Raw genomic sequence first — 19,791 nt, forward strand, 5'->3', positions numbered from 1 at the left:
AATTAATGTTTACTGTTAGCCGTTGCTAATTCGTATTCTTCTGGCGTTTGCTCTTTCTCAATTCCTTCATCGAAAGGCGACTTGTTACTTATTCTTTCCTGTAAAGATTGGAACACAATAAATAAGGCAGGAATAACGAAAACTCCGAAGATGGTACCAATTAACATCCCGCCAACCGCACCTGTACCAATTGATTTATTTCCTGATGCACCTACACCAGAGGAAAGCATTAAAGGCAATAAACCTAAAATAAAGGCGAACGAAGTCATTAAGATTGGACGCAAACGGGCGGTTGCACCATCAATTGCGGCATTAACAATACTCATTCCTTTGCGGCGTCTATCTACGGCATATTCTACAATCAGAATGGCATTTTTGGCTAATAAACCTACAAGCATAATCAGTGTAATCTGCGTGTAGATGTTGTTATCGATACCGAAAATCTTATCAAAAATAAACGTTCCGGCTAAACCAACAGGAAGAGATATTAAAACAGCCAGAGGTAAGATATAACTTTCATATTGAGCAGCCAGCAAAAAGTAAACGAAGATCACGCACAATAAAAAGATAAAAATAGTTTGACTGCCACTGCTCATCTCCTCACGGGATAAACCGGAGAATTCATAACCATAACCTGCAGGTAAATGCTTTGCCGCTTCTTCCTGAACTGCTGCCAATGCATCACCCGAACTGAAGCCAGCATTAGGGTTACCCGTAACAGCAATAGATGTAAATAGGTTGAAACGGGAAATTGCTTGCGGACCGTAAACTTTCGATAACGTGATAAACTCTGAAACCGGCGCCATTTGTCCATCTTTGTTTCGCACAAAAATACGGGTTAGCGTTTGCTCATTCGCACGATATTGGGCATCTGCCTGATACATTACCCTAAACTGTTTACCAAACTTGTTAAAGTTTGAGGCATAAACACCACCGTAATAACCTTGCATTACTCCTAAAACATCGGCAACTGTTAAACCTGCCTGTTTCACTTTAGCAACATTTACATCAATTTGATATTGTGGAAAGTTAGGATTAAAAGAGGTAGAGGCATATTGGATTTCCGGACGCTGACTCAATGCGGCTAAAAATGTGTTACCTACCTCATTAAATTTCTTGATATCGCCTCCGGTTTTGTCCTGTAACTGAAATTCAAAACCACCGCTCGTACCAAAACCCTGGATGGTTGGTGGAGCAAAGAAAATGATTTTTGCACCCTTAATAGTTGCTGTTTTGGCGAACAATTCACCAATAATAGCTTTCACATCACGTTTACGCTCATCCCATGGAGATAAACGGGCAATTACCATTCCGTAAGAACTACCCGAACCCGAAATCATACTACGGCCTACTACACGTAGTGAGTTTTTAATTTCAGGGATTTTATGTGCAATACTATCAATTTTGGCAATTACAATACTGGTTTCTTCCTGCGATGTTCCTGCTGGTAATGAAATGTCAGACATAATGGTTCCTAAATCTTCATTCGGTACGAAACCTTTTGGAGTCGTATTCATTGTCCAAACTAAAACAACAGTAAACAAGGCAATTCCTAAACCAACAATCCATTTCTTTTTAGCTAAAAAGCCGATTGACTTTTTGTATTTACCTGTTACCGCATCAAATGAAGTATTGAAGGCGCCATAAAAGCGCTCAAGGAAATTTTTCTTCTTGCCGTGATCATCTTGATGAGGTTTTAAAAATAAGGCACACAAAGCCGGACTCAACGTTAGGGCATTAATCGCAGATAAAATGATCGAGATGGCTAACGTTAAACCGAATTGTTTATAGAACACCCCAGATGAACCTTGAATAAAACTCACTGGAATAAATACCGCTGCCATTACGAGGGTAATCGAGATGATTGCTCCACTGATATCGTCCATGGCATCAACAGTTGCTTTTTTAGCATCCGTGTAACCTTCATCGAGTTTGGCGTGAACCGCTTCTACTACCACAATCGCGTCATCCACTACGATACCGATGGCAAGCACCAAGGCAAATAAAGTTAATAGGTTTATGGTGAAACCAAATAAACTCAGGAAGAAAAACGTACCCACAATTGCTACCGGAACACTAATCGCCGGAATTAAAGTAGAGCGGAAATCTTGCAAGAAAATGAAAACCACCAGGAACACTAAAATAAAAGCTTCGATTAAGGTGTGGATTACTTTCTCAATCGATGCATCAAGGAAGTCGTTTACGTTAACCAAAGTAGCGTAGTGTACTCCTTTTGGAAACGATTTTTGCGCTTCATCAAGGGTAGTAATGGAGTTTTCTATTACCTCTTTCGCATTAGATCCAGCCGTTTGGTTGATGGCGATACCTAAAGCAGGTTTTCCATTGAATCTCACTGAACTGGCATAACTCTGTGCACCAAGTTCGATTCTGGCAATATCTTTCAGGCGCAGAATCTGCCCATTGGCATCGGTTTTAATGATGATATTGCTAAACTGAGCTTCATCTTTTAACCGGCCTGTATATTTCAAAGTATACTGGAAAGCCTGATCTCCCTGTTCACCGAACTGGCCCGGCGCAGCCTCAACGTTTTGATCGGCCAGGGCAGTATTTACATCGCTGGGTACCAAACCATAAGTTGCCATAACATCTGGTTTTAACCAAATACGCATGGTATAGTCAAGTGTACCGAATGCACTCGCATCTCCTACACCATTAATACGCTTAATTTGCGGAATGATATTGATGTTGGCATAGTTCTGTAAAAACTTTTGATCATAAGATGGATCATCACTGTATAAACCGAAGATTAAAACGTTACTGGCCTGTCTTTTAGCGGTGATTACACCCGATCTTGTTACCTCTGCAGGTAGTAAACTTGTTGCCCTTGCTACCCTGTTTTGAACGTTTACGGCAGCTAAATCGGGATTGGTGCCTAATTTAAAGTTGATGGTTATGGTTGCAGTACCATCGTTACTTGCGGTAGAAGTCATATAAGTCATGTCTTCTACACCATTAATTTGTTCTTCTAGCGGAACAACTACGCTATTCATTACCACATCAGCGTTCGCACCCTGGTATGAAGTAGAAACCTGCACCGTTGGAGGCGCAATTTCCGGATATTGTGAAACCGGCAACGTAGCTAAACCTAAAACACCGAGAATAACGATGATGATGGATATAACAGTTGATAGAACCGGTCTTTCTATAAATTTCTTAAACATAATATTAAATTATCTCAAAGGGATGCCTTTGGCTCAATTAGCAATAAAACTATTTTTTAATATCAGCATAAACTGAATCGGCACTTTGTTCTTCGGGTTTGATTTTTGCACCATCTTTTAAAGATTGGAAACCCTCCAGCACAATTTTATCGCCGGCTTTTAAACCCTTTGTTACCACATAAAACTTATCCTTGGCCAAATCCATAATCTGAATTTCAGTGCTAATGATTTTAGACGAATCGCCCAAAACATAAACAAATTTCTTTCCTTGTAAATCGATAGTTGATTTCTGCGGTACAAGAATCGCGTTTTCAACTTTTTGTGGTATTCTAACCGAAGCACTTGCGCCAGATTTTAAAAGAGAAATTGGATTTGGAAAAGTAGCTCTCAAACTTGCTGAACCAGTTGCGGTGTTAATTTGACCGTTAATAGATTCGATTTTACCATTTTGAGCATATACATTTCCATCAGCCAGCACCAGGCTTACCGCTGGAATATTCTTCATTTGCTGAGCCAAAGTATTTCCTTTATAGGTTTTCGAAAAGTCTAAAAGTTGTTTCTCATTCAATGAAAAGTAAGCATAAACCTTTGAGGTATTGGAGACTGTAGTTAAGGGTTCAGTGCTTGAACTGCTTACCAAACTACCATTTCTGAATGGGATACTGCCCACAACGCCATCAACCGGACTTGTGATGGAGGTATAGCCTAAATTAACCTCTGCATTAACTAAAGTTGCACGAGCTTGAGCCAAGGCAGCTTTTCTGCTTTGTAAGGTTAATTGAGCTGCATCTAAATCATACTTGCTAATAATATCTTTTTCAACCAACGGCTTGGTTTTGTTTACCTGCAATTGTGCGGCATTTACATCAGCTTCGGCGCTGCTAATGGCTGCTCTGGCTGTTCTCACTTCTTGTTCATATTGTGGCGCCATGATGGTAAACAATAATTGTCCTTTTTTAACAACCTGACCTTCATCTACCAATATTTTCTGAATAAAACCATCAATTTTTGGGCGGATATCAATATTTTGAATTCCTTCAATGGTAGCAGGGTAATCTGAATTTAATTCTGTTGTTTGTGCATTAACCGTAAAAACAGGGTAGGCTTGCGGGCCAGCTGCCGCGGCGGCCGCTGCCTTCTTTTGTTCATCATTATTTCCGCATGATGCTAAAAGCATAGCGAGGCTCATGCTAAAAAAGAGAGTTGTTACTTTTCTCATGGACTGTTTCTGTGTGTTTAAATTTAATTTCCGGAGTTTGAAAACGTTGTTAAAATTTGGTTTTTAACCTGCCGATTTCTGCCCAAAAATAAAGCCTAAAAAAAAATATGTCTGTCCAAATTCTGTCATTTAATCAATCGATTGATTTATTTTTTAAATTAAAATGCCATTAGATTGGGTTAAACTATTGTTATAGAGTAATTTGATTGATATTTTACAACTTTATGTTGTGTGTAAATATCTTGCGACACATTGTTAAAGCCTGTTAAATTGGTTTAAATCAGAATAAAATATTGTTTAGCTGACGCTTAAAATAGCCAGTTTTTGGGATACTGTTAGTGTAGATTATACACTTTATGGATTTTAAGATCTTATTTAGAAATCAGACAAGTTTAAATCAACTTGCAAAAAATACAATTTTGTTAAAAGTGAATAGATAGTTCGGCCATTTACAATTGCCCTTCGAAAACCAATTTAGCTGGTCCGCATAAAAATACATTTGTAAAGTTAGCTCCATCGTAATCAAATTCGATTTTAATATCGCCACCCAAAACTTTAATGTCTGTTTTAATGTGGCCCGTTTGCGATTTGTGTTTCGCCATCGCCATTGCAACTGCAGTTACCCCTGTACCACAAGCGTAAGTCTCATCTTCAACACCGCGTTCATAAGTTCTTACGAACAAGTGGTCGCCCATATCTTCCACAAAATTTACGTTAATGCCTTTGGCGCTGTAAATCTCGTTATAGCGGATTTTCTTGCCTTCGGTAAAAACGTCAAAATTCTTCAAATCTTTCTGGAAGGCAACATAGTGAGGAGATCCTGTATTTAAAACAAAGGCATCAATATCATTTGTGATGCTATCCACATCAATCATTTGTAGTTCTACCCAATCACCAGATGCTGAAATTCTGGCATAATGCGGACCATCTACTGCCAAAAAGTTTGTTTCCTTATCAATAATGCCAAGGTTTTTGGCGAAAGCAACAATACATCTTCCACCATTGCCACACATACTTCCTAATTTACCATCGGCATTGAAATAATGCATCTCGAAGTCGAAATCAGGATGTTTTGTTAAGAACATAAGGCCATCTGCACCAATACCAAATCTTCTATCACAAAGCTGCGCTATCCAATTATTGTCAATGTCTTTTAACGGACTTAGCGTATGATCTATCAAAATAAAATCGTTACCTGCGCCTTGATATTTAAAGAAGTTAATTTTCATTGGATATTATTGAAAAGAGCCTAAGGGATTAATACATGATGTAAATTTGTCAGTAAACTTAATAAAGCATTTGCCGGATTTCATGAAACCTTCATTTTTAAATGCAATATTTGAGTTGCAAAAGTTACTTAAATGCAGCCGTTAATTGATTTAACATTTTTTAACACGACATTAAGTGCTTTAGCAATACAAATATCGTTTATATGGTATTAAATTTGAATAATCTTACGAAAGAAAATTTGAGCAGATAAAAACTGCTGGAGCATTCTGCTTAAACAAAGTGAATAAATGCTCTCGCAAATTTGAAAATAATGAATTATCATAAGCAAACAAATCGCTAGCAATAAGGCTTATCATAGTTCATGACCATTAAAAAACAATATACAAACACATGAAAAAAATATTAGGAATTACCGTGTTAGCTGCTTTTATAGGTGGGGCAGCAGCAATTGGAGGTTACAAACTATTTGAGCGTAACCAAACTGGAAGTACAATTTCTGAAAAACAGAACCTATACTTTGCCAACAATCCTCTAAAAGTTTCTTCGGCTGGTACCGCTGATTTTACACAAGCTGCAGCTGCAGTTGCTCCTGGAGTTGTCCATATTAAAACAACTTATGAAGCGAAAAGCGGTGGTGGCAGCAGAAGTTCTTCGCCATTTGATATGTTCGATGATTTCTTCGGTGGAGGAGGCCGCCAAATGCAGCGCCAACCAAGGGCAGCATCTGGTTCAGGCGTAATCATCAGTCAGGATGGCTATATCGTAACCAATAATCACGTTGTAGAAAATGCATCAAAAGTAGAAGTGGTTTTAACTGACAGACGTAAAGTTGAAGCTACAGTAATCGGACGTGACCCAAATACTGATTTGGCCTTAATTAAAGTTAATGCGACAGGATTACCTGTAGTGAAAATGGGTAATTCTGACAATGTTCAGGTAGGGGAATGGGTATTGGCAGTGGGTTTCCCGCTCGATTTACAAACTACCGTTACTGCTGGTATTGTGAGTGCAAAAAACAGAAGCATTGGTATTATTGGTCGTGAGCAGCAAGGCAATGAAATCACTGAAGAAGAATATCGCGAATATCAACGTACTGGTAAAAGACCACAGGCTCCTGCTAATACCAGTATCGAATCATTTATTCAAACAGATGCAGCCATTAACCCTGGTAACAGTGGTGGTGCTTTAGTTAATGCGAATGGCGAGTTAGTGGGTATAAATTCTGCAATCGCTTCACAAAGTGGCTACAACCAAGGTTATGGTTTTGCTATTCCAGTAAACCTAGCCCGTAAAATTGTAGATGATTTTATGAAATATGGATCGGTTAAACGCGGTTATATTGGCGTTAACTTTTATCCGTTAAGTGGAGATGAGAAACCAGAAGGAATTACTACTTCTGAAGTAAGTGGTTTATATGTAAGTGATGTTGTTGCTGGTGGCGGTGGTGCTGCTGCAGGAATTAAAAAAGGTGATATCATTAAGAAAGTTGATGGCACAGTAATTAATGATTCGCCTGATTTGCAGGAAAGAATTGGCCGTTTAAATCCGGGTGATAAAGTGAAGTTAAGCGTATTAAGAGATGGTTCACTAAAAGATATTACGGTAACCTTAAAAGGCGAATCAAGTGTAGGCTTAACCGCAAACAATACCGCTGCAAAAAGCGTTGAAGTTTCTAAATTAGGCGCAACATTTGCACCGGCGACTCAGGCACAAAAAACCAAGTTCGGAATTAATGGTGGTGTTGTGGTTACTTCAGTAGTTACCGGAAAAGCTTTTGATAATATAGGTGTAGAGAAAGGTTTAATCATTACTAAAGTGAATGGTCAGCCGGTAAATTCAGTAGCCGATGTACAGAAAGCCTTGCCTCAGGGAAGAAATAATATGATCAGTATTTCTGGTGTAAGCGAGCAAGGGACTTACAACTTTAGCTTCCCAGCTCAGTAGTAGCATTTAGATTTACAAAAAATGTCCCGATGAAAGTCGGGACATTTTTTTTGCAATTAATCTTGCGCAATAGGTTCGTGATTGGCGTGGCATGCATCAGCACATTCTTCACAGGCCACTGCACACTGTCTGCAATGTTCATGATCGTGATTTCCGCATTCTTCTGCACAAAGGCGGCAAATTTCTTCACACAACAATAAATACTGGCGTCCAATAACCGAATCACGTTGTAGCAACCTGGCAGCCTGGGTGCAGATATCAGCACAATCTCTATTTAACTTGATGCATTCAATCATCATGTTAATATCCGTTTCTTCTTTTAAACTCGATGACCCGCAATGCTCACAAGCCATAGCGCAGTCTAATAGTGCCTGAATTAAGGCATGGTTGTTTCTTGTTTCCATATTGCTCATTTTTAATGATATATATTGCTTTGTTACTGATTTAACCAGTGAGGATATAAAGTGTTTTGATAACTTGTGATAAATAATTTAAGTTTCGCTAATACATAAAAATTGCAGCACTCTTGAAAACGATCATGAGAGGAATTAGGTAAGCTATTTAGATGACCTTGTGCAAATGACATTACGAAGATTTTCTTGTTAGCTTTAAGTTTCCTGCAGGTATCTGAGTTCTCGAAACTAATATCAGCATGCATCCTAAATTTTTCCAAATAGAACGGTTGGCAGGACTTTAATGACCGAAAATTGCTTTTCAAATCATTTTTATTTTTCGCTAATGAAGCGAATTCGCTATTTCACTCGTTTTGTTTAACAAGACGTGTTCATTTTAAATTCATGATCTCCGTCTAGTTTCGCATTTGCCGATTGATAATCAGCGTTTACCGATACTTTGTCGATTGACATATTTTATTATTTCATATTTGAACCAGCAATTAAAACCGAATTTTATGGCTTTAGCTTACATCAACCTTAGTGCTAAGCAGTATTTCAATTTCATGTGCAAAACAGATTTTGAACGCAGAATTTTTCACGATACTTACAAAGAATTTCAAAAAAAATCGAAACCATATAACCCTGGGCAAAGTTTGCATACCTTCTCGGAAATGTGCCAGGCAAATAATAAAGCAGTTCATCTGCATCAACAAGTTTATTATGCGGTGATGGATACGATACAGGCCTTAGATAATAAGATGCCTGTGTTAAATGATATGGCCGGGAAAGCCATATTGTTTGATTGGGCTGAACTGAATATTTATCAATCTGATTTGCTAAACAAAGCGGCCCATGTAGTTACGCTTACCTATTCAAGCCCGAAATTAGTTTTACACGAAATGGTGAATGATTTGTTGATTTTGAGCTATGATATTAAAGGGCAATTTAACGAAACTTTTATGCTTAAAATCACAGATGATTTGATTATCAATGATCAGCAAAAAAGGCAATTGCTGTATAGTTAAAAGTATCGTAGCCAAATAGCCTAAAAATATTATTAATTTGTAGCATGCAACACTTTAAAACGCCAACTTTTATCATTCACGTAGCAGGCTGGCTTTTGTTTTTAACTTTTCCTTTAGTGTTCATGAATAATGAGCAATCTGGGCAAAGTAGTTTGCTGTTATTGGCTTCACCATATTATTGGTTGTTTTGCCTTACCTACATACTCATGTTTTACTTAAACGCATGGGTGATGGTGCCCTGGTTAATGTTTAAGAAGCGATATCTGGGATACAGCGGTGTGGTTTTGCTATTATTTGCATTTGTTTATTATGCCAGGCCTTACGATAAGTTATTAGGGCATAACAAAAATGTGATGGGTATTATGCCCCGACCATCAGATGCGCCACCTAGAGGACTCAATCAGGCGCTACAGTTTGGCAGGGATACCAGTAGGAGGCCCCATGCTGAGATGCCATTTGGCCCATTACCTAATGAACATTTACGCATGGAGGAACCCGGTTTCGGAAGGATGGATCCTTTTTTTGATTTCCGCAGACCGATAAGGATTGATGTGATTAGTTTATTTATTTTTTTCATGATCATGGGTTTAAGCATTGCCACCAGTACGGTTCAGCGTTGGCAAAATGCAGAATCGAAAGTGGTGAAGGCTGAAGCTGAAAAAGCAATGGCAGAATTATCTTTCCTTAAAGCGCAAATTAATCCTCACTTTTTGTTCAATACGTTGAATAATATTTATATGTTATCAATGATGAACAGTGAGCATACTTCAGAAAGTATAATGAGACTTTCGAACATTATGAGGTATGTAACTGATGATGCTGTACAGGATTTTGTGCTGTTAAAAGATGAGATTAACTGTATACGCGATTATATTGAATTGCAGCGGTTGAGGCTTGGCGCTGATGCTGAAATCAATTTTAAGGTTACCGGCCAACCGGGACAGAAGAAAATCGGACCTATTATTTTGATGACTTTTATTGAAAATGCATTTAAATACGGCGTAACTAAAAAGGAAAAAACGGTCATTAATATCAGCTTGATTATCGAGGAAGACAGCGTTCATTTCTTATGCGAGAATAAAATTTATCCCAATACCACGAAGTTGGAGCGTGCAGGAGTGGGAATAGATAATACACAACGGAGATTAAAACACTTATATCCAAATAAGTTTGAACTAAATATTAACCAGAATAATGAGCTTTTTTCTGTAAGGCTTTCATTAGATTGCTAATTCCAGAATGATGATTTTAAGATGTGTTGCTATTGATGATGAGCCACTTGCGCTTCAGTTAATTCAAACTTATGTTGCCAGGTTTCCCGGGTTGGAATTGGTTCAGGTTTTCGAAGATGCACTCTCCGGCGTAGAATATTTAAAACAAAATTCAGTTGATTTATTGTTTGTAGATGTTAATATGCCAGATATTACCGGAGTAGAATTGGTGCGAAGTTTAGTGACACGGCCTATGGTTATTTTTACAACCGCGTACCGCAATTATGCTTTCGAAAGTTATGAATTGCAAGCTATCGACTATCTTTTGAAACCAATTGATTATAGCCGTTTTGCGGCAGCGGTAGAACGAGCTATAGATTTTCACAAATATAAAAACGCTACACAGGAAGCCATTAACGATGAAAGTATTTATGTGTATGCTGAATACAAAATGATTAAGATTCTGTTGAGAGACATTGCTTATATAGAAAGCATGGGCGATTATTTGAAAATCTATCTTGCGGGGAGTGAGAAGCCTATTTTGACTTTAATGACCATGAAAAAAGTTTTGGAAAAGCTACCTGAAACGCAGTTTGCCAGAATCCACCGCAGCTTCATTGTGGCTTTGGGCAAAATCAAATCCATCCATAACAGAAAGGTGAATTTAAACAATGCAGAATTACCTATCGGAGATGCATATAGCAGTTTTATCAATCAACAAAAAGGAAACGTTGGTTAGTACCTATGGCTACCTTTCTGTTGCCTGTAAATTCTATCTAAGCATTTTATCCTCAGCCAAAAGCTGTTTGTTATTTTTTGTTAAAACACATCCTACTATACATTCGGAGTGATACATTTGAATATTATTTGATAATGTATTTAGATTTAGCTATTTACAATATTCAGTTTACGATTGTCCGATATGAAATTTTTAAAACCGCTTACCGTATTTGCAATTTTAAGCTTATCTGTTTTTCAACTTAGTGCGCAAAGTACTTTAGCTTTACAAAAGGCATTTCAAGATAGCTATTACGAGGAAAGTAAAAAGAATTACAACAAAGCAATCAACCATATTATTCCATTTTATGAACAAGGAAATTATGAAACTAATCTTCGGATAGGTTGGCTGTATTATTTGGCTAAAAACTATCATGCTTCTCAAAGCTATTATATTAGGGCAGTAAATCTCCGTTCAAATTCAATTGAAGCTAAATTTGGGCTCGTTAAACCACTATCTTTTTTAGGTAGTTGGGATAAAGTAATCGATCAATATAAAGCCATTCTAAAAATTGATCCACAAAATAAGCAGGCAAATTATTGGTTGGGGGTAATGATGTACAATAAGAAACAATATGCAACATCGGCAAAATACTTTGCAAAAGTTGTTAAAGCTTACCCGTTTGATTATGATGGAAACCATATGTTGGCCTGGTCGTTGCTTCTTTTAGGAAGAAAAGCAGAAGCCAAAGCTAGTTTTGAGCGTGCTTTACTCGTTAAACCTGGCGATTTCTCAAGCAATGATGGATTTAATAAGGCATTGAAATAGGGCTTAATGTCCAATCAGTCAATATATTTAGAATTAATTTAAATAATTAAAAATAAAAAATTGATCTATAGGTATTTAACCATACCTTTGGTTCAAATTAAAATACAATATAATGCAACAAGGAACAGTAAAATTTTTTAATGAAACTAAAGGTTTCGGATTCATCACTCCATCTAATGGCGATGCCGAAATTTTTGTTCATGCTTCAGGCTTAATCGACAACATTCGCGAGAATGATACCGTAAACTACGATGTAGAAGAAGGTAGAAAAGGCCTAAACGCGGTAAATGTAAAAGTAGCTTAAGAAAACTCGAACACATAAATCGTAAAAAGTCCCAACGCAAGTTGGGACTTTTTTTATGTCCTAAAGTTTTGGCTGTTGCTACAAAGTTGAAAGATAACTATAAACCAAGCCCACAGAATTACGAAACCGCTTTAGAATGTTTCTAAATAAATGTTTTATCGATGTTTTGTCATAATCGTTTATAAATTAAACTCATAATTAGATACTTTTGCAAGAAATTTAGATATAAATCCTAATCAAATGAGTGGTTTCGGAAATGCTCTTTCTTCATCAATAGGAAAGAAATTCATTATGGGTGTTACAGGAATATTCCTGATACTCTTTTTAATTGTACACGCTGGTATAAATGCCTTGATCTTTTTAGATGATCAGGGATTAACTTTTAACATTGGTGCTCATTTTATGGCTACCAACTGGATTATCAGAGCAGGTGAGGTAGTATTAATGTTGGGTTTGTTAACGCACATTTTTCAAGCCTTGAGGTTAACTTTACAAAATCAAAAAGCGAGACCTGAAAAATATGCTGTTTATAATGGCTCAGCTAATAGTAAATGGTATAGCCGTTCAATGGGCTTATTAGGTACTTTGCTCCTTATTTTCCTGGTTGTTCACTTGAAAGATTTCTGGGTGGTATCTCGCTTTACAGGTATTCCAACTGTTGATGCAAATGGTCATGAAGATTTATTTCAAGTGATGAAAGTTAAATTTCAGGATCCGGTAAGGGTTGGAGTTTACGTATTGGCAATGTTCTCACTATGTTATCACTTGTTACATGGTTTCGCTTCGGCATTCCAAACCATGGGTTGGAACCATTCAAAATACAATGGAATCATCAAAAATACTGGCGTTTGGTATTCGATCATTATTTCGATAGTATTCGCAGCAATGCCGATTGCAATCTATTTCGGTATTATTCAATAATTTTTAGCACAAAAGAGATATGTCAGATATTAATTCAAATATTCCAGAGGGCGAATTAACAAGCAAATGGACTAAATACAAGTCTTCTGTGCCTTTGGTTAACCCATCGAACAAAAGAACTATTGAAGTAATTATTGTAGGTTCTGGTTTGGCAGGTGCTTCGGCAGCTGCAACTTTGGCCGAAATGGGTTATAAAGTTAAATGTTTTTGTTTTCAGGATTCTCCACGCAGAGCGCACTCTATTGCAGCTCAAGGGGGGATCAATGCAGCAAAAAACTATCAAAACGATGGTGATAGTACTTACCGTTTGTTTTACGATACGATAAAAGGTGGTGATTACCGTGCCCGCGAAGCTAATGTGCATCGTTTGGCCGAAGTAAGTGCTAACATTATAGATCAATGTGTGGCTCAAGGTGTGCCTTTAGCTCGCGAATATGGTGGCTTGTTAGATAACCGCTCGTTCGGTGGTACACAAGTTCAACGTACTTTTTATGCTGCGGGTCAAACTGGTCAGCAATTATTATTGGGTGCATATTCTGCTTTAGAACGCCAGATTGGTATGGGTAAAGTAGAAATGTATACACGTCATGAAATGCTTGAGGTTGTAAAAATTGATGGCAAAGCACGTGGTATTATTGCCCGTAACTTAATTACAGGAGAAATAGAGCGTCACTTCGGTCATGCAGTTGTGTTGGGTACAGGTGGCTATGGAAACGTATTCTATCTTTCTACCAACGCCATGGGAAGTAATGTTACAGCAGCCTGGAAAGCGCACAAACAAGGTGCATATTTTGCTAATCCTTGCTACACGCAAATCCACCCAACCTGTATCCCGGTTTCTGGCGATCATCAATCTAAGTTAACTTTAATGTCTGAATCGTTGCGTAACGATGGACGTATCTGGGTTCCGAAAAAGAAAGATGATAACCGTAAAGCTTCAGAAATTCCTGAAGAGGAAAGAGATTATTATTTAGAGCGTCGTTACCCTGCTTTTGGTAACCTGGTTCCTCGTGATGTGGCATCTCGTGCGGCTAAAGAACGTTGTGATGCCGGTTATGGCGTGGGTGCTTCAAAGCTTGCTGTTTATTTAGATTTCAAAGCAAATACTGAGCGTTACGGAAGAATTGAAGCTTCAAAATCTGGTATTCATAATCCAGATAAAGAAACTTGCATGCGTTTAGGTACCGAAGTAATTAAAGCGAAATATGGTAACCTGTTCGATATGTATGCGCAAATTACGGGTGAGAATCCTTACGAAACGCCAATGCGTATTTATCCTGCAGTTCACTACACCATGGGTGGATTATGGGTTGATTATAACTTAATGACTTCAGTTCCTGGTTTATACTGTACAGGAGAGGCAAACTTTTCTGATCACGGTGCAAACCGCTTAGGTGCATCTGCGTTAATGCAAGGTTTAGCCGACGGTTATTTCGTACTTCCTTATACGATTGGTGCTTATTTATCAAAAGAAATTTCGGTAAAAGCAATTCCAACTGATCATCCTGCATTTGCAGAAGCTGAAGAAAGAGCTGTAGGTATTTTAAATAAACTGATTAACATCAAAGGAACAAAATCCGTTGATCATTTCCATAAGCGTTTAGGCCACATTATGTGGGAGAAATGTGGAATGGCTCGTAACGAAAAAGGATTAAACGAAGCTATCGAAGAAATCAGAGCCTTACGTGCTGAATTCTGGAGCAATGTTCGTGTTCCTGGTGCAGTTGGTGAACTTAATCCTGAATTGGAAAAAGCTGGTCGTGTTGCAGATTTCATTGAGTTAGGCGAATTAATGTGTATTGATGCCTTAAACCGTAACGAAAGCTGTGGTGGTCACTTCCGTGAAGAATATCAAACTGAAGAAGGTGAAGCATTGCGTGATGATGAAAACTATGCTTACGTTGCCGCATGGGAATTTAAAGAAGGTGTAAACTTCGAGCTTCATAAAGAAGAATTGAAGTTTGAAAATATTAAAGTAGCACAAAGAAGTTATAAATAGCAGAGGGCACTGTGCATGGAGCTTTCAGCCCTATGCCCTATGCTCCCCGCCTAAATCTCAATATCATGAGTACAGGAAATATGAACTTAACGCTAAAAGTTTGGCGTCAAAAAAATAACAATACCAAAGGTGCTTTGGTTGACTATAAATTAGCTGGCATTTCGCCAGATATGTCTTTCTTGGAGATGTTCGATGTGTTAAACGAAGAGCTGATCAATAAAGGTGAAGAACCAGTTGTATTTGATCACGATTGCCGCGAAGGGATTTGCGGTATGTGTTCAATGTTTATCAATGGTCGTCCACATGGTCCGAAAGACTTGGTGACTACTTGCCAATTGCACATGCGTTCATTCAACGATGGAGATACTATTGTTGTTGAGCCTTGGAGAGCAGCAGCTTTTCCGGTAGTGAAAGATTTAACTGTAGATCGTTCTGCATTTGACAGGGTTATAGCCGCTGGCGGATTTATCTCTGTAAATACGGGTAATGCACAAGATGCAAACAATTTACCAATTCCTAAAATGCAGGCAGATGCGGCGTTCGAAGCTGCTGCGTGTATTGGTTGCGGTGCTTGTGTAGCTACTTGTAAAAATGCTTCAGCTATGCTTTTCGTATCTGCTAAGATCTCACAATTGGCATTATTGCCACAAGGTCAGCCAGAGCGTTATCGTCGTGTGCAAAGCATGGTAGCGCAAATGGATGCAGAAGGCTTTGGTAACTGTACCAATACTGGCGCTTGTGAAGCTGAATGTCCTAAAGGCATCTCATTAGAAAACATCGCCCGAATGAACCGCGACTTCGCTTCTGCAAAATTCATTTCAGAAGAAACAGTTTAAAAAATATACTGTGCATTCCAATTTATTGGAATCTTGAGCCTCCACGTTGTGGGGGCTTTTTTGTTGAAGCATATTTTCAGATAACTGGTTGATATGACCAAAGGTGAAAACATTTGAAACACTTTTCCATCTTTTTGAAATCATTATTAACACTATTTTGCAAAATAAAAGTTTGCGGAATTTGTTATTTTTCTATGTTAGCATATTAAAAAGTTTCGTAAATAGAAATTTTATTCTGTAATATTTGTATATACTTTAAAAATTTTATAAATTTAGTCTTCCGAGACAGGAGAGAAAACATAAAACCCCGGCTAATTTTAGCTGGGGTTTTGTGGTTTAGGTTAATTTTGTAAACGCGGCATTTTAGTTATGGTGCAAAATTAACATTGATGTTGTATTTCACTCTAACTGGTTTTCCATTTTGGATTCCAGGATTCCATTTAGGCGATTGCATGATAACTCTTATGGCCTCGGTATCTATATCATCCCTTACGCCCCTTACAACTTTAGCATTTGTTAAACTGCCATCTTTTTCTACCACAAATGATAAAACTACTTGCCCGCCAACCTTATCTTTGTAGGCTTGCTTAGGGTAGCGTATACTGTTTCCAAGATACTGATAGAAATTTTTTAAACCACCTGGGTATTCAGGCTGCTTCTCAATTGAGAAGAAATCAAATTTCTCTTTAGCTAAAGAATCAATATGAAATGAACTTTTTTGCTTTTTTACCTCATCTTGCGCAAAGGCAGAAGTGATACACGCAATAGATACAATGAGCGTAATTGAGATTTTTATCATTCGCAAATATATCTCTTCTATTCACAAAAATAGAAAAATCGCAAATCCTAACATTAAGTTAAAGATATTGCGATTTTAAAAAGATTTGAGAACGAATGACTAACTAGCTCATGGTAAAGTTCACTGCCATTTGGTATTTTACCTTAACGGGATGGCCATTCTGATCAATTGCCGGATTCCATCTTGGAGCCGATTTCATCACACGAACCGCTTCTGCATCTGTTTCTTTTGATAAACTGTTAATCACTTGAACATCTGTTAAAGCACCATCTTTTTCTACATTAAAAGCAAGCATTACTTTGCCTTGTGTGTTATTCTTTTTAGCTTGTTCAGGGTATTTAATATTTCGGGCTAAATAGCTATAAAGCTTATTTGTACCACCAGGAAACTCCGGTTTTATGCCACCTTTTACAGCAGCCTTTTTCTCTGTTCCTGAAGACAAATTGAAGTTAACGTTTAAGTTGTATTTTACTCTTACTGGTTTGCCATCAATTAAACCTGGATTCCATTTCGGGGAATTTTTAATTACCCGTACAGCTTCTGCATCTGTTTCCTTAGTTAAACCTTTTGTAATCACTACGTCTTCGAGCTTGCCGGTTTTTTCTACGGTAAAGCTTAGAAATACTTTCCCTTGTGTTTTATTCTTTTTGGCAACTTCAGGGTATTTAATTTCCTTTCCCAGGTAATCATAAAATTTTCTAATCCCGCCTGGATATTCTGGTTGTTTGTCAACAGATACAAAGTCGTAAATTTTTTGTGCTTTTACCGAACTGGTAAACATGGCGATGCCCGTTAGGGCTAAAATCATTAGCTTTCTCATAGTTAAATGTTAATAAATTGTTATTTAGTTTTTCTTTTGAAATTCTTTTTTAGGGGCTTTCGTCGTAATAATCACGACTCCGTTTTCTGCTTTATCTCCATAAAGCGATTTTCCAGCTGCATCTTTAAGTACACTAATCGATTCGATAGAATTTTGGTCTATACTTTCAATGTTATCTACTTCTTTTCCATCAATAATATACATAGGCTTAGCATTTGGATCAATGTCTTTTTGCAGTAAGTTCCTGAAAACAACCTTAGGATCAGACGGCTTTCTCTGTAAATCCCTTACATTGCCTTTTGATAAGGACGGGCGGATAATCAGACTTGTTACTTTTCCGGTTAAATTTAAACTGCCTGAATCTATAGGTTTATTATAAATCCCTTTTAAACCATTTTTGGTTTTAATTTCAATCACGCCTGCCAAACCATCTGTTCCGTATTTTGGGATGCTAGAGGCATCTTTCAATACATTAATCGATTCTATATTGTTAGGATCAATACCATTCATAGCTGAAGTTCCTCTAAAATATTGCTTGTTTCCATCAATTACAATAAGCGGTTCTGTAACGATTGATGGAGAATCGCGTAGCGTTATTCTCGGGGTTTTTGTACTATCAGTCTTTTGGGCAAAGCTACTTAAGGCACAACCCAAAACAGTTATTAAAATCATTATGCTTTTCATAATCAAATATTTATCTAATGCCAGTAATCGGTGAACTTTTATCTAGTTTAAGCCCGGTATCTTCAGCTTTTCTGAATAGATTATTTTTAGTGCTAATAATCATTACTCCCTTTTTTCCTTTATCTCCATATAGGCTTGTTGCCGCTACATCCTTTAAAACGGAAACGGATTCTATATCTTGATTGTTAATTTTAGTAAAATCAAAGCCCATGCCTGCATCTTTACCATTTAAGATAACTAAGCCATCAAATTTAGCTCCTCTAAATACCAGACCTGGAATTTCCTTATAGGTAACTTTTGTTTTATCCGTTTTCAGGTCCTTATGTGTATCGTTATTTAATGCGAAATTAACATTGATGTTGTATTTTACCCTCACTGCTTTGCCTTCCGCAAGACCAGGATTCCATCGTGGTGAACCGCTAATTACCCTTATTGCTTCCTCATCTGTGCCACTTCCCAAACCTCGTGTAATTTGTATATCACTTAATGAGCCATCTTTTTCAACAACAAATGATAGAAATACTTTTCCCTGTACATTATTATCTAATGCCGCTTTAGGGTATTTAATGCTTCTTCCTAAATACTCATAAAACTTGGTAATACCTCCCGGAAATTCTGGTTGTTTTTCTATTGAAACGAAGTCGTAAACCTTTTCATTTTTATTATCTTCCTGGTTTGCCGATGCACGGAATGCGATAATTGTAATGTCTGCAAGTTTTTGATGGTTTGGCAATGTTGCGATTTTAGCTTTTGGTGAGCTCGTTTCATGGCCTGATAACTTAAAGTTAACGTTAAGTGAGTACTTTCCATTTGGTAAATCTTTAAAGCCTTTATAAGACAACAACACTCTCATTACCTCTTCATCGCAGCCGTCGCCTAAACCCGATACAGTGCTTACGTTAATTACCTTATTGTTTTGGAGGGTGAACTTTACCTGAGCATTTCCTTGCAAACTGTTTTTAACGGCTTCTGCAGGATATTTTATTGATCTGCCCATGAAACGATAAAAATTATCCCAATTTGGATCAGATTTCTCCGTTGCTGTAGCGATTTCAGTTTTTGATAGTTGCTGATCAGCCAAACTATCTTTTTGAGTAACCATCTCCTGAACAGCATCAATAGGTTTTTCTAAGGGTATTTGTTCCGATATCGAAATCAATTTTTCGTTTTTTCGAACTGTTGCAGATGAAAAAATGATTAGCAGTGCAAATAGTGGAATAAAGATGCCGTATTTCATGATTGCAATCTTTTTCGATCTTTCTTTCTGCAGCATATAAATCCGTTTTTTTATTAATGATTTATCGAAAAATCCATTGGTTAACCGATTTGGTGAGATACCAAATGACTGACTTAAAATGAGCATCGCATACTCTGCTTTATCGCCCTGAAACCGGGCTGCATGCTCATCTGCTAAAAATTCGTGAATATTTTTAATTGATTTTTTATAGAAATATATGGCAGGATTTAGCCAGGTGAAAATGCCTAAAATCTCAAAAAATAAGATATCAGCACTGTGCCATTGTTTAATATGTGCTTCCTCATGCACATCTATCACTCCAATTAATGGCAAATCATGGTCGACAACTTTGTTTTTGAAAAAAGAAAATGCAGATCCTGCCCTGGCGTTTTTAATTAATTTTTGAACAGACAATAAATTGTACACTAACCTGCCAAAG

General features: G+C 37.4%; 17 protein-coding genes. 9 read left to right on the plus strand and 8 right to left on the minus strand.

What is annotated here, in order from left to right:
- Nucleotides 1-2 precede the first annotated feature (2 nt).
- From ON09_RS03250 to dapF, 3 genes are all read right to left on the minus strand, one after another.
- Nucleotides 3-3,182 carry an efflux RND transporter permease subunit gene (locus tag ON09_RS03250; protein ID WP_010599629.1) on the minus strand — a complete coding sequence of 1,060 codons (3,180 nt, stop codon included), beginning with the start codon at nt 3,180-3,182 and terminating at the stop codon, nt 3-5.
- Between the two features lie 49 nt (nt 3,183-3,231).
- Complete coding sequence (locus tag ON09_RS03255; RefSeq protein WP_029204078.1) at nt 3,232-4,401, minus strand: efflux RND transporter periplasmic adaptor subunit; 1,170 nt, start codon at nt 4,399-4,401, stop codon at nt 3,232-3,234.
- 449 nt (nt 4,402-4,850) lie between these two features.
- Nucleotides 4,851-5,630, minus strand: a complete 780-nt coding sequence (dapF, locus tag ON09_RS03260; RefSeq protein WP_010599631.1) for a diaminopimelate epimerase — start codon at nt 5,628-5,630, stop codon at nt 4,851-4,853.
- A gap of 391 nt (nt 5,631-6,021) precedes the next feature.
- Between dapF and ON09_RS03265 the strand changes: the two genes are divergently transcribed.
- Nucleotides 6,022-7,575, plus strand: a complete 1,554-nt coding sequence (locus tag ON09_RS03265) for a trypsin-like peptidase domain-containing protein (protein WP_010599632.1) — start codon at nt 6,022-6,024, stop codon at nt 7,573-7,575.
- A gap of 56 nt (nt 7,576-7,631) precedes the next feature.
- On the opposite strand, the gene ON09_RS03270 is transcribed toward ON09_RS03265, so the two are convergent.
- A complete protein-coding gene (locus tag ON09_RS03270; RefSeq protein ID WP_010599633.1) occupies nt 7,632-7,979 on the minus strand; it encodes a four-helix bundle copper-binding protein in 348 nt (115 codons plus the stop codon).
- Nucleotides 7,980-8,485: 506 nt separating this feature from the next.
- On the opposite strand from ON09_RS03270, the gene ON09_RS03275 reads away from it, so the two are divergent.
- The 8 genes from ON09_RS03275 to ON09_RS03310 all read left to right on the plus strand — a co-directional run bounded on the left by ON09_RS03275 (nt 8,486) and on the right by ON09_RS03310 (nt 15,812).
- Nucleotides 8,486-8,995: a hypothetical protein gene (locus ON09_RS03275; protein ID WP_010599634.1), complete on the plus strand. Its 510-nt coding sequence runs from the start codon at nt 8,486-8,488 to the stop codon at nt 8,993-8,995.
- A 44-nt stretch (nt 8,996-9,039) separates the two neighbouring features.
- A complete protein-coding gene (locus ON09_RS24030) occupies nt 9,040-10,227 on the plus strand; it encodes a sensor histidine kinase (protein WP_010599635.1) in 1,188 nt (395 codons plus the stop codon).
- 7 nt (nt 10,228-10,234) lie between these two features.
- Nucleotides 10,235-10,945 (plus strand): LytR/AlgR family response regulator transcription factor, encoded by a 711-nt coding sequence (locus tag ON09_RS03285; protein WP_202947110.1) that lies wholly within the window; start codon nt 10,235-10,237, stop codon nt 10,943-10,945.
- A 183-nt stretch (nt 10,946-11,128) separates the two neighbouring features.
- A complete protein-coding gene (locus ON09_RS03290; RefSeq protein ID WP_010599637.1) occupies nt 11,129-11,752 on the plus strand; it encodes a tetratricopeptide repeat protein in 624 nt (207 codons plus the stop codon).
- Nucleotides 11,753-11,864: 112 nt separating this feature from the next.
- Nucleotides 11,865-12,056, plus strand: coding sequence for a cold-shock protein (locus tag ON09_RS03295; protein WP_010599638.1), 192 nt, complete (start codon nt 11,865-11,867; stop codon nt 12,054-12,056).
- A 240-nt stretch (nt 12,057-12,296) separates the two neighbouring features.
- Complete coding sequence (locus ON09_RS03300) at nt 12,297-12,977, plus strand: succinate dehydrogenase cytochrome b subunit (protein ID WP_010599639.1); 681 nt, start codon at nt 12,297-12,299, stop codon at nt 12,975-12,977.
- A gap of 19 nt (nt 12,978-12,996) precedes the next feature.
- The gene (locus ON09_RS03305) at nt 12,997-14,976 is read left to right on the plus strand and encodes a fumarate reductase/succinate dehydrogenase flavoprotein subunit (RefSeq protein WP_010599640.1); all 1,980 of its coding nucleotides are present in this window, start codon (nt 12,997-12,999) and stop codon (nt 14,974-14,976) included.
- A 65-nt stretch (nt 14,977-15,041) separates the two neighbouring features.
- Nucleotides 15,042-15,812 (plus strand): succinate dehydrogenase/fumarate reductase iron-sulfur subunit, encoded by a 771-nt coding sequence (locus tag ON09_RS03310; RefSeq protein ID WP_029204080.1) that lies wholly within the window; start codon nt 15,042-15,044, stop codon nt 15,810-15,812.
- Nucleotides 15,813-16,179: 367 nt separating this feature from the next.
- Here ON09_RS03310 and ON09_RS03315 read toward each other — a convergent pair whose 3' ends face one another.
- The 4 genes from ON09_RS03315 to ON09_RS24715 form a co-directional block, all read right to left on the minus strand.
- On the minus strand, nt 16,180-16,611 hold the full coding sequence (locus ON09_RS03315) for an energy transducer TonB (protein WP_010599642.1): 432 nt from the start codon (nt 16,609-16,611) through the stop codon (nt 16,180-16,182).
- Between the two features lie 103 nt (nt 16,612-16,714).
- The gene (locus ON09_RS25845; RefSeq protein ID WP_010599643.1) at nt 16,715-17,431 is read right to left on the minus strand and encodes an energy transducer TonB; all 717 of its coding nucleotides are present in this window, start codon (nt 17,429-17,431) and stop codon (nt 16,715-16,717) included.
- 24 nt (nt 17,432-17,455) lie between these two features.
- Nucleotides 17,456-18,115 (minus strand): TonB-dependent receptor plug domain-containing protein, encoded by a 660-nt coding sequence (locus ON09_RS03330; protein WP_010599644.1) that lies wholly within the window; start codon nt 18,113-18,115, stop codon nt 17,456-17,458.
- A 10-nt stretch (nt 18,116-18,125) separates the two neighbouring features.
- Nucleotides 18,126-19,791: TonB family protein (locus ON09_RS24715; RefSeq protein ID WP_010599645.1), on the minus strand; the 1,666-nt coding region annotated here is incomplete at its 5' end.

Origin of the sequence: Pedobacter agri PB92 (assembly GCF_000258495.1) — a bacterium.
GTDB lineage: Bacteria > Bacteroidota > Bacteroidia > Sphingobacteriales > Sphingobacteriaceae > Pedobacter > Pedobacter agri.

Coding starts and splice junctions, on each gene's coding strand:
- ON09_RS03250 (WP_010599629.1), bottom strand. CDS start 3,182: ATGTTTAAGAAATTTATAGAAAGACCGGTTCTATCAACTGTTATATCC.
- ON09_RS03255 (WP_029204078.1), bottom strand. CDS start 4,401: ATGAGAAAAGTAACAACTCTCTTTTTTAGCATGAGCCTCGCTATGCTT.
- dapF (WP_010599631.1), bottom strand. CDS start 5,630: ATGAAAATTAACTTCTTTAAATATCAAGGCGCAGGTAACGATTTTATT.
- ON09_RS03265 (WP_010599632.1), top strand. CDS start 6,022: ATGAAAAAAATATTAGGAATTACCGTGTTAGCTGCTTTTATAGGTGGG.
- ON09_RS03270 (WP_010599633.1), bottom strand. CDS start 7,979: ATGGAAACAAGAAACAACCATGCCTTAATTCAGGCACTATTAGACTGC.
- ON09_RS03275 (WP_010599634.1), top strand. CDS start 8,486: ATGGCTTTAGCTTACATCAACCTTAGTGCTAAGCAGTATTTCAATTTC.
- ON09_RS24030 (WP_010599635.1), top strand. CDS start 9,040: ATGCAACACTTTAAAACGCCAACTTTTATCATTCACGTAGCAGGCTGG.
- ON09_RS03285 (WP_202947110.1), top strand. CDS start 10,235: ATGATGATTTTAAGATGTGTTGCTATTGATGATGAGCCACTTGCGCTT.
- ON09_RS03290 (WP_010599637.1), top strand. CDS start 11,129: ATGAAATTTTTAAAACCGCTTACCGTATTTGCAATTTTAAGCTTATCT.
- ON09_RS03295 (WP_010599638.1), top strand. CDS start 11,865: ATGCAACAAGGAACAGTAAAATTTTTTAATGAAACTAAAGGTTTCGGA.
- ON09_RS03300 (WP_010599639.1), top strand. CDS start 12,297: ATGAGTGGTTTCGGAAATGCTCTTTCTTCATCAATAGGAAAGAAATTC.
- ON09_RS03305 (WP_010599640.1), top strand. CDS start 12,997: ATGTCAGATATTAATTCAAATATTCCAGAGGGCGAATTAACAAGCAAA.
- ON09_RS03310 (WP_029204080.1), top strand. CDS start 15,042: ATGAGTACAGGAAATATGAACTTAACGCTAAAAGTTTGGCGTCAAAAA.
- ON09_RS03315 (WP_010599642.1), bottom strand. CDS start 16,611: ATGATAAAAATCTCAATTACGCTCATTGTATCTATTGCGTGTATCACT.
- ON09_RS25845 (WP_010599643.1), bottom strand. CDS start 17,431: ATGAGAAAGCTAATGATTTTAGCCCTAACGGGCATCGCCATGTTTACC.
- ON09_RS03330 (WP_010599644.1), bottom strand. CDS start 18,115: ATGAAAAGCATAATGATTTTAATAACTGTTTTGGGTTGTGCCTTAAGT.